At 71.9% G+C, this 15833-nt stretch carries 13 protein-coding genes; 5 read left to right on the plus strand and 8 right to left on the minus strand.

The window, feature by feature from the left end:
* Window position 1: 1 nt before the first annotated feature.
* Entirely contained in the window at window positions 2-919 is a 918-nt protein-coding gene (locus tag ACWD3I_RS22970) for an aminoglycoside phosphotransferase family protein (protein WP_451084158.1), read from the minus strand.
* A gap of 191 nt (window positions 920-1110) precedes the next feature.
* Window positions 1111-1617: a metallophosphoesterase family protein gene (locus ACWD3I_RS22975; protein ID WP_365412246.1), complete on the minus strand. Its 507-nt coding sequence runs from the start codon at window positions 1615-1617 to the stop codon at window positions 1111-1113.
* 159 nt (window positions 1618-1776) lie between these two features.
* Here ACWD3I_RS22975 and ACWD3I_RS22980 point away from each other — a divergent pair, with 159 nt between their 5' ends.
* The gene (locus ACWD3I_RS22980; protein WP_365412249.1) at window positions 1777-3729 is read left to right on the plus strand and encodes a glycosyltransferase family 2 protein; all 1953 of its coding nucleotides are present in this window, start codon (window positions 1777-1779) and stop codon (window positions 3727-3729) included.
* A 4-nt stretch (window positions 3730-3733) separates the two neighbouring features.
* Window positions 3734-4342: a dTDP-4-dehydrorhamnose 3,5-epimerase gene (gene rfbC, locus ACWD3I_RS22985; protein ID WP_365412252.1), complete on the plus strand. Its 609-nt coding sequence runs from the start codon at window positions 3734-3736 to the stop codon at window positions 4340-4342.
* Between the two features lie 95 nt (window positions 4343-4437).
* On the opposite strand, the gene ACWD3I_RS22990 is transcribed toward rfbC, so the two are convergent.
* From ACWD3I_RS22990 to ACWD3I_RS23015, 6 genes are all read right to left on the minus strand, one after another.
* Window positions 4438-5295, minus strand: coding sequence for a class I SAM-dependent methyltransferase (locus ACWD3I_RS22990; protein WP_365412254.1), 858 nt, complete (start codon window positions 5293-5295; stop codon window positions 4438-4440).
* A gap of 25 nt (window positions 5296-5320) precedes the next feature.
* Window positions 5321-6181 carry a dTDP-4-dehydrorhamnose reductase gene (rfbD, locus tag ACWD3I_RS22995; protein WP_365412257.1) on the minus strand — a complete coding sequence of 287 codons (861 nt, stop codon included), beginning with the start codon at window positions 6179-6181 and terminating at the stop codon, window positions 5321-5323.
* Window positions 6178-7158, minus strand: coding sequence for a dTDP-glucose 4,6-dehydratase (gene rfbB / locus ACWD3I_RS23000; protein ID WP_266884577.1), 981 nt, complete (start codon window positions 7156-7158; stop codon window positions 6178-6180). Before rfbB ends, rfbD begins: the two co-directional genes overlap by 4 nt.
* On the minus strand, window positions 7155-8222 hold the full coding sequence (locus ACWD3I_RS23005; protein WP_365412259.1) for a glucose-1-phosphate thymidylyltransferase: 1068 nt from the start codon (window positions 8220-8222) through the stop codon (window positions 7155-7157). Before ACWD3I_RS23005 ends, rfbB begins: the two co-directional genes overlap by 4 nt.
* A 152-nt stretch (window positions 8223-8374) precedes the next feature.
* On the minus strand, window positions 8375-8554 hold the full coding sequence (locus ACWD3I_RS23010) for a hypothetical protein (protein ID WP_365412262.1): 180 nt from the start codon (window positions 8552-8554) through the stop codon (window positions 8375-8377).
* 85 nt (window positions 8555-8639) lie between these two features.
* Complete coding sequence (locus tag ACWD3I_RS23015) at window positions 8640-11096, minus strand: SpoIIE family protein phosphatase (protein ID WP_451084159.1); 2457 nt, start codon at window positions 11094-11096, stop codon at window positions 8640-8642.
* 198 nt (window positions 11097-11294) lie between these two features.
* On the opposite strand from ACWD3I_RS23015, the gene lanKC reads away from it, so the two are divergent.
* The 3 genes from lanKC to ACWD3I_RS23030 all read left to right on the plus strand — a co-directional run bounded on the left by lanKC (window position 11295) and on the right by ACWD3I_RS23030 (window position 15821).
* Complete coding sequence (gene lanKC / locus ACWD3I_RS23020) at window positions 11295-13877, plus strand: class III lanthionine synthetase LanKC (RefSeq protein ID WP_365408718.1); 2583 nt, start codon at window positions 11295-11297, stop codon at window positions 13875-13877.
* Between the two features lie 58 nt (window positions 13878-13935).
* On the plus strand, window positions 13936-14049 hold the full coding sequence (locus ACWD3I_RS23025; RefSeq protein ID WP_030045333.1) for a SapB/AmfS family lanthipeptide: 114 nt from the start codon (window positions 13936-13938) through the stop codon (window positions 14047-14049).
* Window positions 14050-14132: 83 nt separating this feature from the next.
* Window positions 14133-15821, plus strand: coding sequence for an ABC transporter ATP-binding protein (locus ACWD3I_RS23030; RefSeq protein ID WP_365408715.1), 1689 nt, complete (start codon window positions 14133-14135; stop codon window positions 15819-15821).
* The last annotated feature ends 12 nt before the right edge of the window (window positions 15822-15833 follow it).

A 15833-nucleotide genomic window follows, 5' to 3' on the forward strand; every position in this document is an offset into this window, starting at 1 on the left:
CCTAGCCCCGGCGGTGGTCCGCGATCACCTGCTCCAGATGGCCGAGGGCCCTGGTGACGCGGGCCGGGTCCTGCTGGAAGTAGGGGTCGTCGGGCACCGGGAGCGACCCCGCGACGGCCCAGCCACGCGCGCGGGCCCACGTGGCGTCATCGGCGCCGACCGCCTCGCGGAAGGCGTCCCGGGCCCGCGGCGGCAGGAAGTTGTAGGCGGGCAGCAGGTCGACCGCCGGGTCGGCGACGGCCAGTGTCCCGAAGTCGATCACCGCACTCAGCCTGCCGTCCCGGCTCAGCAGGTTGCCGGTCGCGAGGTCGCCGTGGATCCACACCGGCTGCTTCTCCCAGGCGGGCGCCGCGAGGGCCGCCTCCCACACCTGCGTCACCGCGTCCACGTCGACGAGCCCCGTGCCGCGCAGGGCCTCGAGCTTGGGCCGCACCCGCGCCTCGGCGGCGAGCGAGTCACGCCGGTCACCCAGGGGCACACCGCGGAAGGCGTTGCTCCGCTCGGGGCCGGGTCCGCCCGTCGGGTCGATGTCCTGAAGAGCGTTGACGAACCCGGCGAGGTCGAGGGCGGCCCGGACCGGGTCGGTCAGCCCCTCGGTGGTCGCCGTCTCGCCGTCCAGCCAGCGGTACACCGACCACGGGTACGGGTAGCCCTCGCCGGGCGCCCCCATCGCGAGCGGCTCGGACACGGCGAGCGGCAGCCGCGGGGCCAGCCGCGGCAGCCAGCGGTGTTCGCGGTCCACCTGGCCCGCCCAGTGGGCGTAACGGGGCAGTCTTACCGACAGGTCGTCGCCGAGTCGGAAGGTCGCGTTGTCCATGCCGGACTGCTGAACCGGGGCGAGGGGGAGGTCCGCCCATTGCGGGAACTGAGTGGTGAGCAGACGGCGTACGAGCGTGGTGTCGATCAGCACGCCGTCCATCTCAGCGGGGCGACGCCACCGACGTCCAACGAATTAGGGGGTTGGGGCCGGAGCCGACGGGTAGGCGCCGCACCGAGGAAGAGGGGCGCACTCCCTCTTGGGCACCTCTGCCGGAAGGAGGTCCGTGACAGCGCACACTCGCAGCGCCCGGGCCGCTTCCGCGAACACGGAGCGGCCCGGATCTTGTCTCCTCAGGCCGCCCGCGGCGGCAGCTCGTGCAGTCGTACATCCGTGAGCCGGCCGTCGTCGACGGTCGCCGTCATGTACGTGCAGTGCGGCTGACGGCGGCGGTCCGTCGGGGAGCCCGGGTTGAGCAGGCGCAGGCCGGTGGGGGCGGTGGTGTCCCAGGGGATGTGACTGTGACCGAAGACGAGCACGTCGAGGTCGGGGTACCGCGCGGCACAGCGTGCCTCGCGGCCCTGGGCGGGACCGGTCTCGTGGACCACACCCCAGCGCAGCCCGCCGAGTTCGGCGTACGCGACCTCCGGCAGCCGGGCGCGCAGCTGCGGTCCGTCGTTGTTGCCGTACACACCGACCAGACGCCCGCTGAGGCGCTCCAGCAGGTCGAGGGTCGCGGTGTCGACCCAGTCCCCGGCGTGCAACACGACGTCGGCGCGCGGGAGTTCGGCCAGCAGCGGGGCCGGCAGCACCTTCGCCCGCTTCGGCAGATGCGTGTCGGACATGAGGAGCAGACGCACGCGGTCAGACTATCGGCGGGAGATCGTCAACGTTCACCTGATCGGTATGCGATCTAGGCGGTGGCCGAAGCGAGAACCGTGGTGTCGTCGGGTTAGCATCTGGCCACAAGCACCGCACCATGACAGAAACGACAAGCGACCCAAGGGGGACCGAGCCTCATGCCGGTCAAGGTCAGCGTCGTCGTCCCCGTGTACAACCCCGGGGTTTACATCGAGGACTGCATCGCATCTCTCAAGAGGCAGTCGCTGCCTCCCGACGAGTTCGAAGTGGTCTTCGTCGACGACGGTTCCACCGACGGAACACCAGCCCGGCTCGATGAGCTCGCTGCCGAGGATTCCCGCGTACACGTCATCCACCAGGAGAACTCCGGGTGGTCGGGCAAGCCCCGCAACGTGGGGATCGCGGCGTCCCAGGGCGAGTACGTCATGTTCGTCGACAACGACGACTACCTCGGCGACGAGGCCCTCGAGCGGATGTACGACTACGGCGTGGCCAACGGCGCCGATGTGATCGTGGGGAAGATGGCCGGCAAGGGACGTCCCGTCCCCGTCGAGCTGTTCCGTCGCAACCACCCGCGCGCGTCGGTCGAGAACGCTCCGCTCATCGACAGCCTCACCCCGCACAAGATGTTCCGCCGGGCCTTCCTCGACGACATCGGACTGCGCTTCCCCGAGGGCCGCCGGCGCCTCGAGGACCACGTCTTCATCGCCGAGGCGTATCTGCGCGCGGACAACGTCTCCGTGCTCAGCGACTACGTGTGCTACTACCACGTGCGCCGCGACGACGCCTCCAACGCCGGTTTCCAGCAGTTCGAACCGGCGGGGTACTTCAAGAACCTGCGCGAGGCCCTCGACGTCGTCGAGACGTACACCAAGCCGGGGGACCTGCGGGATCGTCTCTTCCGCCGCTGGCTGCGCAACGAGATGGTCGAGCGGATGCGCGGCAAGCGCCTGCTGGCGATGCCCGAGGACTACCGCCGCAGTCTGTTCACGGAGATCCACGCCACCGTCGTCGAGCGCTTCGGTCCGGGCGTGGCGGCCGGGCTGCCGCCGACACAACGCGTCGTGGCCGAGCTGATCGCCGCGGACCGCTACGCCGATGTCGTCGCCTTCGCCGAGTGGGAGGCCGGCATCGCCCTCAGAGCGGTCCCGGAGGGCGTCGAGTGGCAGGACGGCACGCTGCGGGTCGCTCTGCGCACCGAGTTCACGTCGGGCGGCGAGCCGATGGTGTTCCCCGCCCATGGCGTTCCGGCGACGGGCGGTCCACCGCTGGACGCCGCGGAGGCCATCGCATGGGTGTCCGCCGACTCCGTCGCGCGTTTCGACACGGCGACCGGCGACCTGCTGCTGCGCGAGCGCGCCAGCGCCGCCCAGCACTTCCAGTCGGTGCAGGTCACCGGGGAGACGGTGCCGGAAGGCGACGGCGAGCGGGTGCGGCTGGTGCTGCGGGTGACGGCCACGGTCGACCCGGCCGTCGCAGCGGGCGGTGTACCCCCGGCCGGCGGACTGTGGGACGCCTTCGTCCGCGTCCGCCTCGGTGGCTGGACCAAGGAATGCAGGCTGGGCCCGGCCCCGGCACACGACCGGCCCGCACCGCAGGCCGCCGTCGCGGGCGGCCGTACGGTCCTGCCGTACTGGACCCACCCCCACGGCAACCTCGCCCTGGCCGTGGACCGCGCGCCCGAACGGCTCGGCCTGGACCGTGCCACGCCCGGGAGCGTCACCGTCTCCGACGACCACATCCAGGTGCCTCTGCCGCTGCATGTGTCCGGTGAGCGCAAGGTCGTGCTGCGGCTCGGCTCCGCGAGCATCGTGGACGTGCCCGGCACCCTGTCCCCCGCCGCGGACGGCTCGGGCTCGGTGCTGGAGGCCGAGCTGCCCCTCGCCGAACTCAGGGCCTTCACCTGGCGGGTCGCGCTGAGTCCCGTCCCGGAGGCGGCCGAACCGCGTTTCCTCGTCCTGCCGTTCGCTCTGCGCGTCGCCGGTGAGACGGTCCGCGCGGTGCGCGCGCCCAATCCCGGTGGCATGGAGCGGCTGGCCCGCCGGGTCCGCCGCAAGCTCGGCAGGGTGCTGCGCGGTGCCACATCCCGGATCAAGAACGGCAGGAGGTAGCGGCGTGCGACCGCTGGGCATAGAGGGCGCCTGGGTACTGGAGCCCAAGGTGTTCCCGGACGAGCGGGGCAGTTTCCACGAGTGGTACCGCGGCGAGGAGTTCCGCGAGGCCACCGGGTACGACCTGTCGCTGGCGCAGGCGAACTGCTCGGTCTCCAAGCGGGGTGTGCTGCGCGGAGTGCACTTCGCGGACGTGCCGCCCGGTCAGGCCAAGTACGTCACCTGCGTGCGCGGAGCCGTCCTGGACGTGGTGGTGGACGTCCGCGTCGGCTCGCCCACCTTCGGCAGCTGGGAGGCGGTGCGGCTCGACGACGACACGCGGCACGCCGTGTTCCTCGCGGAGGGGCTCGGGCACGCGTTCATGGCGCTGACCGACGACGCCACCGTCGTGTATCTGTGCTCGACGGGATATGCGCCGGGGCGTGAGCACGGGGTGCACCCGCTCGACCCGCAGTTGGCCATCGCCTGGCCCGAGGGGATCGCACCGGTCCTGTCGGACAAGGACGGACAGGCGCCGTCGCTGGCCGAGGCGGAGCGGTCCGGACTGCTTCCGTCGTACGAGGAGTGCTCCGCCTACTACGAGCGGCTGCGCGCCGGGCGGTCCGGCGACTGACGGCGCTTCACCCAAGCGTGAAAGCAGTGGACCCCGTCCCTCACAGTCGAGGGGCGGGGTCCACTGCTGCCGTGCCGGGGGCACGGCCCTGCGTCCTACGGGGTCTTCGTCGTCTTGGGGGTGGCGGGGGTGCCGTAGCGGGCCTTGAGGGCCTGGCGCTTGTTGCTGCCCTCCGCGTTCACGCCCTTCTCGATGATCACGAGGTTGTGGAAGAAGTGCACGCCCACGATGTTGCGGTCGGTGTACGTGGGCTTGTAGTCCTCGTCCACGAACTCCTCGAAGTTCAGCCCGTCCGTCAGCCGCTTGAGCAGGCCCATGCTGGTGTCCGGGGAGTCGAGGTCCTCGCTGCCCATCCACTCGGGCCAGTAGGAACTCTGGGTGTCCTCGACCACGTAGATGCCACCGTCGGCGAGCAGCGGGAACAGGGTCTTGAACGTGGTGATGACATGCGGGCTGCGGTGGCTGCCGTCGTCGATGATGACGTCGAGCTTGCCGATCTTCCCGGCGATGGACAGCAGCGAGTCGGGGTCGGACTGGTCTCCGATGTACGTCGTGATCCGGTCCTCGTCGACGAACGACTTGTCCTGGATGTCGACGCCGTGGATCTGCGCGTTGGGGAAGAAGGCCTTCCACATCCGCAGCGACGCACCGCCCTGACCGGCCCGGGCGTAGCCGCCGATGCCGATCTCCAGGAGGTTGAACTCCTTGTTCTTCAGGTGCTGGAGGTAGCGCTGGTAGTGCTGCGCGTACTTGTGGGCGCCCCACTTGTCGGTCTTGAAGTGCGCGGCCAGCTTGCACAGGTCGTCGGAGATCGCGGCGACACCCGTGAGGGCCTTCGGCTTGGGCTTCGGCTGAGGGCCGACCGTCCGCTGCTTGACCTTGCGCAGCGTCTCCCAGCCACGCTCACCGACGACGGGTTTGACGGCCTTCTTCACGGCCGACTTGATCGACATGCTCCGGAATCTCCCTCTGTGATGGTCACGCCAGGGACGGAAAGGCCGCTGCCAGCGCCTCCCGCCAGTCTCGGATGGGGGTGAGGCCGGCCTGCTCCCAGCGCGCATGACCCAACGCGCTGTACGCGGGGCGGGGCGCGGGCCTCGGGTAGGCCGCACTGCCCACCGGCCGCACCCGGTCGGGGTCGGCACCGAGGTGCCGGAACACCTCACGGGCCAGTCCGTACCAGGTGGTCTCGCCGGAGCTGGTGGCGTGGAAGACACCGCTCGCGCCCTGGCCGATACGAGGGCCGAGGTCGGCGATGCGGGTCGCCACGTCCGCGCTCCACGTGGGCTGCCCGCGCTGGTCGTCGACGACGTCGACGGTGTCGCGGGATGCCTCCAGTGCGATCATGGTGCTGACGAAGTTGCGGCCGTGGGCGCCGTAGAGCCAGGCGGTGCGCAGCACGGCGCCGGACTCGGGGAGCTCCTCCAGCACGGCCTGTTCCCCGGCCAGTTTGGTGCGGCCGTAGGCGGTGCGCGGCTCGGTCGGGTGGTCCTCGGGGTACGGGGCGCTGCGGGCGTCGCCGGCGAAGACGTAGTCGGTGGAGACGTGGACCAGGCGTGCTCCCTGGGCCGCGCAGGCGCGGGCGAGGTTCCGCGGCCCGTCGCCGTTGATCAGCAGCGCCTGCTTCTCGTCGGTCTCGGCGTCGTCCACGGCGGTGTACGCGGCGCAGTTGACCACGAGGTCGGGGCGCTGCCCGGAGAGGACGGCGTCGACGGCGTCGGGGTCGGTGATGTCGAGCCCCGCGTGGTCCAGGGCCGTCACCCGCTCACCGCGGCGCGTCAGTTCGTCGACCGTGTCCCGGCCGAGCATCCCGCCGGCCCCGGTGACCAGCCACCTCATGCGTGCTCCTGGGCGACGCGCCGCTTCAGCGGCTCCCACCAGGAACGGTTCTCCCGGTACCAGGCGACGGTCTCGGCGAGGCCGGTGGCGAAGTCGTGGCGCGGCTGGTAGCCGAGCTCGGTGTGGATCTTGGTCCAGTCGACGGAGTAGCGCAGGTCGTGGCCCTTGCGGTCCTCGACGTACTCGACCATGTCCCAGTCGGCGCCGCTCGCTTCGAGGAGCAGTCCGGTCAGTTCCTTGTTGCTGAGTTCGGTGCCGCCGCCGATGTTGTAGACCTCGCCGGCCCGGCCCTTGGTGCGCACCAGGTCGACGCCCTGGCAGTGGTCGTCGACGTGCAGCCAGTCACGGACGTTGCGGCCGTCGCCGTAGAGGGGGACCTTCAGGCCGTCGAGGAGGTTGGTGATGAAGAGCGGGATGACCTTCTCGGGGAACTGGTGGTGCCCGTAGTTGTTGGAGCAGCGGGTGACGCGGACGTCCATGCCGTGGGTGCGGTGGTAGGCCAGGGCCAGCAGGTCGGAGGAGGCCTTGGACGCCGAGTACGGCGAGTTGGGCTGCAGCGGGTGGCTCTCGGGCCAGGAGCCGTGCTCGATGGAGCCGTAGACCTCGTCGGTGGAGACGTGCACGAACGGGCCGGTGCCGTGCCGCAGGGCCGCGTCCAGCAGGGTCTGGGTGCCGACCACGTTGGTCATCACGAAGTCGGTCGCCCCGGCGATCGAGCGGTCCACATGGGACTCCGCCGCGAAGTGCACGACCTGATCCGCGTCGGCCATGAGCTTGTCGACCAGCTCGGCGTCGCGGATGTCTCCCTGGACGAACTCCAGCCGGGGGTGGTCGAGTTCGAGGTTGTCCAGGGTGCCCGCGTAGGTCAGCTTGTCCAGCACGGTGATCCGAGGCGCGTCGGGGGTCTCCGAGGCGAGGAGTCTGCGCACGTACTGGGAGCCGATGAAGCCGGCGGCGCCGGTGACGAGGAGATTCATGAATGGATCTGCACCTTGCTGTGGTCTCCGAGCACGAGGCGGTGGGCACTGGGCATACCGGCCGTCGGGGTCACCTCGACATGACGGCCGATGAGGGAGGACTCTATACGCCCGACGCCCTGGATCGAGGAGTCCCGCAACACGATCGAGAACTCCAACTCACTGTCCTCGATCCGGCAGTTCTCCGCGACGGAGGTGAAGGGGCCCACGTAGGAGTCGCTCACGACGGTCCCGGCGCCGATGATCACGGGTCCGACGATGCGGGAGCCGGCGACCCGCGCCCCCTCCTCGACGACCACCCGGCCGACGAGCTCGGACCGTTCGTCGACCTCGCCGTCGATGCGGTGCTCGATGGTCTCCAGGACCGTCCGGTTCACCTCCAGCATGTCGACGACGTTGCCGGTGTCCTTCCAGTAGCCCTTGATGACCGTGGAGCGGACGTCGGCGTGGAGGTCGATGAGGTGCTGGATGGCGTGAGTGATCTCCAACTCGCCGCGCCAGGAGGGTTCGATGGCGCGGACCGCCTCGTGGATCACGGGCGTGAAGAGGTAGACGCCGACCAGGGCGAGGTCGCTCTTGGGGGATTCGGGTTTCTCCTCCAGGCCGATCACCTGGCCCGCGGAGTCGAGTTCGGCGACGCCGAAGGAACGCGGGTCGGGCACATGGGTGAGGAGGATCTGGGCGGCGGGCCGGTTGCCGCGGAACTCGTCCACCAGCTCGGAGATGCCGCCGACGATGAAGTTGTCGCCGAGGTACATCACGAAGTCGTCGTCACCGAGGAAGTCCCGTGCGATCAGCACCGCGTGGGCCAGTCCGAGCGGGCGGTCCTGGGGGATGTAGGTGATCTCCAGGCCGAACTTCGAGCCGTCTCCGACGGCTTCCTCGATCTCGGCGGCGGTGTCACCGACGATCACCCCGACTTCGGTGATCCCGGCGGCCGCGATGGACTCCAGGCCGTAGAAGAGGACGGGTTTGTTGGCCACGGGAACGAGTTGCTTGGCCGATGTGTGGGTGATCGGTCGCAATCGCGTACCGGCGCCACCAGACAGGACAAGAGCCTTCATTTGGTTCACCTTAGTCTGGTTCGCAGGTAACGGACCGTTCGCGATATGGCTTGCATGTTACGAAAGCCCGTGGTGACACGGGCGTATTCGATCAACTCACCATGTATTCGATCAGTTCCCGGTGCACTCGTACGAGTGGCCCCGCCGAAGGGTCAGTCCTCACCCCTGACGATGTTGCCCTCCCCGGCCGGGCACACGCCGCACGTGCCCTCGGAGTCCACGACAGCCGGCACGCAGGTGCGCACGGCGGCCCGGCCTCGCAGCCTGCGGGCCCTGGCCCAGCCCGTCTCGGGACGGCGGGCGACGGGTTTCTCAAGAATGTGCGCTGTCACGACGGTTCATCTTCCTTCTGCTGCACGGATGCACGGATGCACGAGGTTCTCGGACACCGGGTACCCCGCCCGCGCTGCTCGGCACTCACCGCTCCAGTGAGATCTCACTCCACACCTGCTTGCCCCCACTGACCGGCAGCGTCCCCCAGGCGTCCGACACGGCCTCGACGAGGAGGATGCCGCGCCCGCCGGTGGCCTCCCAGCCGATGCGCGTCGCCCTCGCGGGGGTGCGCGGCGAGGAGTCGGCGACGGCGACGCGCAGCCGGTGGTTGACGAGGATGAGCTCGAGCCGGACCCGGCCGTCGGTGTGCACGAGGGCGTTGGTGACGAGTTCGGACACGACGAGCAGCACGGTGTCCAGGGCGTCGCCGGACACGCCCCAGGTGCGCATGGTGCGCCGGGTGAAGCGGCGGGCGTGTCCGACGGCCTGGGGGACGCGCCACACCGTCCAGCTCTCGCGCTGCGGACGGGTGGCCATGCCGTCGTAGCGCATGAGGAGCAGGGCGACGTCGTCGCTGCGGCGGGCGTTGCCGAGCAGGGCGTCGGCGACGAGGCCCAGGTGGGCGGGGTCGGAGACGGACAGCCCCTGGGCGAAGCGGTCCATGCCCTCGTCGATGTCGGAGTCGACGGACTCCACGAGACCGTCGGTGGTCAGGGCGATCAAGGTGCCGGGCTGGAGTCTGAGCGGGGTCATCGGGAAATCCGCCTGCATCACCACTCCGAGGGGCGGGCCGCCCTCGTCCTCGGCGATCTCGGTGCCGCCGTCCGGGTGACGCAGCACCGGCGGCAGGTGTCCGGCGCGCACGCACCAGGCGGAGCCCTCCTCCATGTCGACGTCGACATAGCAGCAGGTGGCGAAGAGGTCGGTCTCCATGTCCATGAGGAGTCGGTTGGCGTGGGAGACGACGACGTCCGGGGGGTGTCCCTCGACGGCGTAGGCGCGCAGGGCGGTGCGCATCTGGCCCATCAGGGTGGCGGCGGCCGCGCTGTGGCCCTGGACGTCGCCGATGACGAGGGCGACGTGGTTGTCGGGCAGCGGGATCACGTCGTACCAGTCGCCGCCCAGCTCCAGCCCCGCGGTACTGGGCAGATAGCGGGCCACGGCGACCGCACCGGGCAGCTTGGGCAGCCGGCGCGGCAGCAGCTGGCGTTGGAGCATGCCGACGAGTTCGTGTTCGGCGTCGAAGGCGTGGGCGCGCATCAGTGCCTGACCCGCGAGGCCGGCGGAGGCGGTGAGCAGGGCGCGTTCGTCGGGGCCGAAGTCGTGCGGGGTGTCCCAGCCGATCAGACAGGCCCCGACCATGCGGCCCCCGCCGGGCAGCGGCAGCACGGCGAGGCCGCCGGGACCGACCTCGGCGAGGGCGGGTTCCAGGGCGGTGCCGGCGGGCCAGATGTGCGCGCGGCCCTCGCTCAGGGCGGCGGCGAGGGTGGGCATGGCGCGTACGGGCGCGTCGGGCCACTCGGTGCGCCACTCCAGGCGCCACAGCTCGGGCCAGGACTCCGCCTCGGGCGGGTCGAGGACGGTGACGATGAGCCGGTCGCCCTCCAGCTCGGCGAGCGCGATGCGGTCGGCCTGGAGCGGCTTGCGCAGGGCGGCGACCACGGCCTGGCTGACGTCACGGACGGTGCCGGCGGCGGCCAGGGCGGCGGCCAGGCGCTGGACGCGGGCCACGTCGGTGACGTCGGAACGCAGCGTGGAGGCGTCGGCGACGGTGCCCACCAGCCGGGCGGGCCGGCCCTCGCCGCCCGGCACGAGGCGGCCGCGCAGTCTGAGCCACTTGGGTGGGCCGGTGGGCTGAAGGACCCGGAACTCCAGCTCACGGTCGCCGATGGACATGTGGTCGGCCTCGACGACCGACATCAGGGACGGCAGGTCCTCGGGCACGGTCAGCGCCAGCAGGGTCTCGACACGGCCGTCGAAGTCCTCGCGGCCCATGCGGAACAGTTCCAGGATGTCGACGCCGACCTCGACACGCCCGGTGTCCATGGCGAGGGTGAACGCGTTGGCGGGCAGTTCCTCGCCCTCGGCGGGCCGGGCCGGAGCGGAGTAGGCCACGGCGTCGGCGATGAGCTCCAGGCAGGCGCGGTCGTCGGCGTCGAAGCCGTCGGGGCGCTCGCTCACCGCGACCAGACAGCCTCCGCCGCCGTCCCCGCGGGCGGGCAGGGCCGCGAGGCAGAAGTCCCCCGCCGGCGTGCGCCGCGCCTCGGCGGCCTCGGCGAGCTCCTCGGGGCCGAGCCAGGCGGCCTTTCCGGTGCGGTGGACGTCGGCCACCGGGGACCGCCCGGAGGCGGGATAGCCGTCGCGCACGCCGTACAGGGTCCGCGGCACTCCGACCGACTCCGCCAGGCACAGCAGCTCGCCGTCCTGGCTCGGCGTGTACACGGCGGCGAAGGAGGCCCTGGCGAAGACGAGCACCTGCTCCAGGACGCGCCGCAGCCGCTCGGGCGAGCCCGGATCGGCCGTGACCGCTCTGAGGGCGATTTCGGCACGGGGCGTTCCCGTTCTGCGTCCCGCAGCGCCCTCACTGACCACGTCCGCCATTACAGCGCTTATGAGACACCTGCGCAGCCCCTGTGACCGTTCCGTGGAGTGTCTGCGGTGGCTCCGCGGTGGTCACGCTCGAAACTCACCGAACAAGTCTTGACGCATGCGTTCCGCACGGTGATCTCGTGACAGGCATGACTGTCCGTGCCCGCCGTCCCCGCAGGAAGCTCGATGCCGGGCCACGGAGGGGGTCGTATGGACAAGCGGTACGAGGTGTACGCGCTCGCCGACCGGCACTTCTACGAGACGCCGGACCGGCTGTCCGCGGGGGTGACCGAGGCGGCGCCCCAGTACGGGCCGGCGCGCCGCGAGGTGCCCGGCGGCTGGGACGCGTCGCGGATCGGCGACTGGCTGGCGCTGACACCGCTCGGCCGGGACGGCGCCCCCGCGCCGGGTCCGGCCCAGGGCTGGAAGATCCACGCCTCGGCCACCCGGGCGAACGCCGAACGGATCGCGGCGGTCGTGTGGGACTACTGCGTGCCGCGGCGCATCGCGTTCAAGTTCGTGCCGGGACCGCATCTGCTGCACCTGCGCAACACCAAGTACGCCGGCCGCGACACCAGCGGCAAGTTCGTCACGATCTACCCGGCCGACGAGGAACAGCTGCACGTCGTCCTGCGTGAGCTGGGCAAGCTCCTCGAAGGCTTCGAGGGGCCCTACATCCTCACCGATCTGCGCTGGTACGACGGTCCGCTCTATGTCCGCTACGGCGCGTTCGCCCGCACCTTCGTCGTCGATGAGCGGGGCTCTCTGGTGCCGGCGGTGCGGGACGGCGCGGGAAAGCTGATCCCCGACCGGCGGGCGCCGTCCTTCCAGGTGCCCGAGTGGGTGACGCTGCCGGCGTTCCTCGAGCCGCATCTGGCGGCGCGGAACACGACGACGGTGGGCGATCTGCCGTACCGGATCGAGAAGGCGCTGCACTTCTCCAACGGCGGCGGGGTGTACTCGGGCACCGACACCCGGGACGGCAGCAAGGTCGTCCTCAAGGAGGGGCGGCCGCACGCGGGGCTGGCGGCGGACGGGGCGGACGCGATCTCTCGGCTGGAGCGGGAGAAGTACGCCCTGGAACAGGTGGCGGGGACGGGTGTGGTGCCGGAGGTGCGTGACTGGTTCACGCTCGGCGACCATCGGTTCCTCGTCATGGACTTCCTGGAAGGACGCCCGCTCAACTCGTTCTTCGCGGAGCGGCACCCGCTGCTCACCCCGGATCCGGATCCGAAGGCCGTGGCGGACTACACGGCGTGGGCGGTGCGCATCCACGGGGCCGTGGAGCGGGCGGTGGCGGCGGTGCACGCGCGCGGGATCGTCTTCAACGACCTGCACGTCTTCAACATCATGGTCGGCCCGGACGAGGAGTCGGTGTCCCTGCTCGACTTCGAGGCGGCCGCGCCCGTCAGCGAGAACGGCCGCCAGGTGGTCGCCCACCCCGGGTTCTTCGCTCCGCCGGACCGTACCGGCATCGACGTCGACCGGTACGCGCTGGCCTGTCTCCGGCTCGCCCTGTTCCTGCCGGTCACCACGCTGTTCGTGGTCGACCGGGGCAAGGCGGCCCATCTGGCGCAGGTGATCTCCCGTCAGTTCCCGGACGTGCCACGCGAGTTCCTCGACGAGGCGGTCGCGGAGATCACCCGGGAGACGCCGGTGCGGGCACCGTCCTACGTGGAGCCCGGCGACTGGCCGTTCAGCCGCGACTCGATGGTCAAGGCGATCCTCGCCTCGGCCACCCCGGAGCGCGAGGACCGGCTCTTCCCCGGCGACATCGCGCAGTTCTCCGACGGCGGCGGCCTGGGCCTCGCACACGGTGCGGCCGGGGTGCTGTACGCGCTGGACGCGATCGGCGCCGACCGGTACGAGGAGGGCGAACGCTGGCTCCTGGCGCGCACCGCGCCACCGCCGAGGGGCACCCCGCTGGGGCTGTACGACGGTCTCGCGGGCGTCGCCCACGTCCTGGAGCGGCTCGGTCACCGCGGGCGTGCCCTCGACCTGGTCGCGTCGATCCTCGCCGAGCGCTGGCAGAACCTCTCCTCCGACCTGCACGGCGGGCTGGCCGGACTCGGCCTGGTGCTCGGCGAGTTGGCCCGCACGACCGGCGAGCCGGAGCTGCGGGACCGGGCCGCGGAGGCCGCCGACATCCTCGTACGACGTCTCGCGGAGCCGGCCCCGGACACGCCGCGGCGGCGACGGGCCGGGCTGCTGCGGGGTGCGAGCGGGGCCGCGCTGTTCCTGCTGCGGCAGTACGAACTCACCGGTGAACCGCGGTTGTCGGCGGCGGCCGAGGTGGCGCTGCGGCGTGATCTGGAGTGCTGCGCGACCCGCGAGGGCGGTGCGATGGAGGTCGACGAGGGCTGGCGCACGCTGCCGTATCTCGGCGACGGCAGTGCGGGCATCGGGATGGTCCTGGACGACTACCTCGCCCAGGTCGACGACCCCGGCGAGGAGTTCGTACACGCCCGGGACGGCATCCTGACGGCCGCCACCTGCCGCTTCTATGTGCAGCCAGGCCTCTTCCAGGGCCGTGCCGGACTGATCCTGCACCTCGCGCGCACCGGTGACGCACGGCTCGCCGAGCAGATCGCCGGGCTCGGCTGGTTCGCGATGGACTACCAGGGCCAACTGGCCTTCCCCGGACACCAGATGATGCGCCTGTCGATGGACCTGGGCACCGGAACGGCAGGGTGCCTGCTCGCGCTCGGCGCGGCCCTCGACAGCGGTACGCATACCCACCTGCCGTTCCTGCCGCCGCTCGGGCGGCCCCCACAGCACGGTCCCGCGAACTGACGGAGCCGTGACCCAACCCCGTCCCCACGGGTGGACGACACCGATGGAAGGAAGCGACATGGCACTTCTCGACCTGCAGACGATGGAGTCCGACGAGCACACCGGCGGCGGCAACAGCACCCTCAGCCTGCTGTCCTGCGTCAGCGCCGCGAGCATCACGCTCTGTCTCTGACGGGCACCCTGCGTACCTAGGCTCCGGGCGGTCCGCTCCCGCGAGGGAGAGGCCGCCCGGAGTCCCGCACATCGAGGGGTGACATGGCTGAGAACGTCGGCACGCCGCACGGGCCGCTCGGTCCGGCGCCCGCCCGCTGGCTGGCCCTGTGCCTGGCGAGCACGGCGGCGACCGGCGCCGCTCTGCTGCTGCCCGCCGCGCTGGGCCGCACCCTGGACCTGCTCCTCGCCCACGACCCGGCGACCCGCTGGGTGCTGTACTGCGCCGCACTCGTCCTGCTGATCGCTCTCCTCGACGCCTGCGAGACCGTGCTCGGCGGCACGGTCGACGCCCGCACCACCGCCTGGCTGCGGCGACGCCTCACCGGTCATGTCCTGGCCGTCGGCCCGCGCGCCACCGCCCGCTTCGGGCCCGGCGATCTCGTCGCCCGGCTCGTCGGCAACGCCGCGCAGGCCGGCACCGCGCCGACCTCCCGCGCCGCCCTGCTCTCCGCGCCGGCCGGACCGGTCGGCGGCCTGGTGGCCCTCGCTCTGATCGATCCGTGGCTCGCGGCCGTGTGGCTGGCCGGAGCACCGGTCCTGGCGCTGCTGCTGCGCGCCTTCGCCCGCGACACCCGGGAATGCGTGACGCGCTACCAGGAGGCGCAGGGCCGCATCGCGGCGGCGCTCTCCGAGGCCGTCGGCGGGCACCGCACGATCGCGGCGGCCGGGACGGCGGACCGCGAGACAGCGCGGATCCTGCGCCCGCTGCCCGAACTCTCCTCGGCCGGGCATCGCATGTGGCGGGTACAGGGCCGGGCGGCCGGCCAGTCCGCCGCCGTGGCACCGCTGCTCCAGCTCGGCGTCCTCGCGGTGGCCGGCGTCCTGCTCGCCCGGCACCGGCTGACCGTGGGCGAGGTGCTCGCGGCCTCGCGCTACGCGGTGCTCGCGACCGGCGTCGGCGTCCTGGTGGGACAGCTCGCGGGCCTGGCCCGCGCCCGGGCCGCCGCCGGACGGCTCACCGAGGTGCTCTCGGAGCCCGCCGCCGTGCACGGCGAGCGCCGACTGCCCGCCGGTCCCGGCCGGTTGGAGTTGCGCGGTGTCACGGCCCGGCGCGGCGGACGGGCCGTGCTCGACGGAGTGGACCTCGTCGTGCCCGGTGGGACGACCCTCGCCGTGGTCGGCCGGTCCGGCGCGGGCAAGTCGCTGCTGGCGGCGCTCGCCGGACGCCTCGCCGACCCGGACGCCGGGGAGGTCCTGCTCGACGGGGTGCCGCTGCGGGAGCTCACCCGTGACGAACTGCGCCGGGCGATCGGTCACGCCTTCGAACGACCCGCCCTATTGGGCGGCACGCTGGCGCAGGAGATCGGTCTCGGCCTCACCTCCCCCTCCCCCGCCCGGATCCGGGAAGCGGCCCGCGCGGCCCACGCGGACGACTTCGTGAGCCGGCTCCCCGCCGGGTACGCCACCCGCTGCGCCGACGCGCCGCGCTCCGGCGGCGAGTCCCAACGCCTGGGCCTCGCCCGCGCGTTCGCCCACGGCGGCCGCCTCCTCGTCCTCGACGACGCCCTGTCCAGCCTCGACACGGTGACGGAGGCCCGGATCACCGAGTCCCTGGTGGGCGCCGGCACGGACGGCACCCGGCTGCTGATCGCCCACCGAGCGTCGACGGCGGCCCGTGCGGACGCGGTGGCCTGGCTGGACGAGGGGCGGATCCGGGCGGTCGGACCGCATGAGGAGTTGTGGACGATGCCGGGGTACCGGGCGGTGTTCGCGGGCGGGGAGGGGACGTGACGGGCGGGGGCA

The sequence above is a fragment of the Streptomyces sp. NPDC002817 genome (assembly GCF_053592055.1).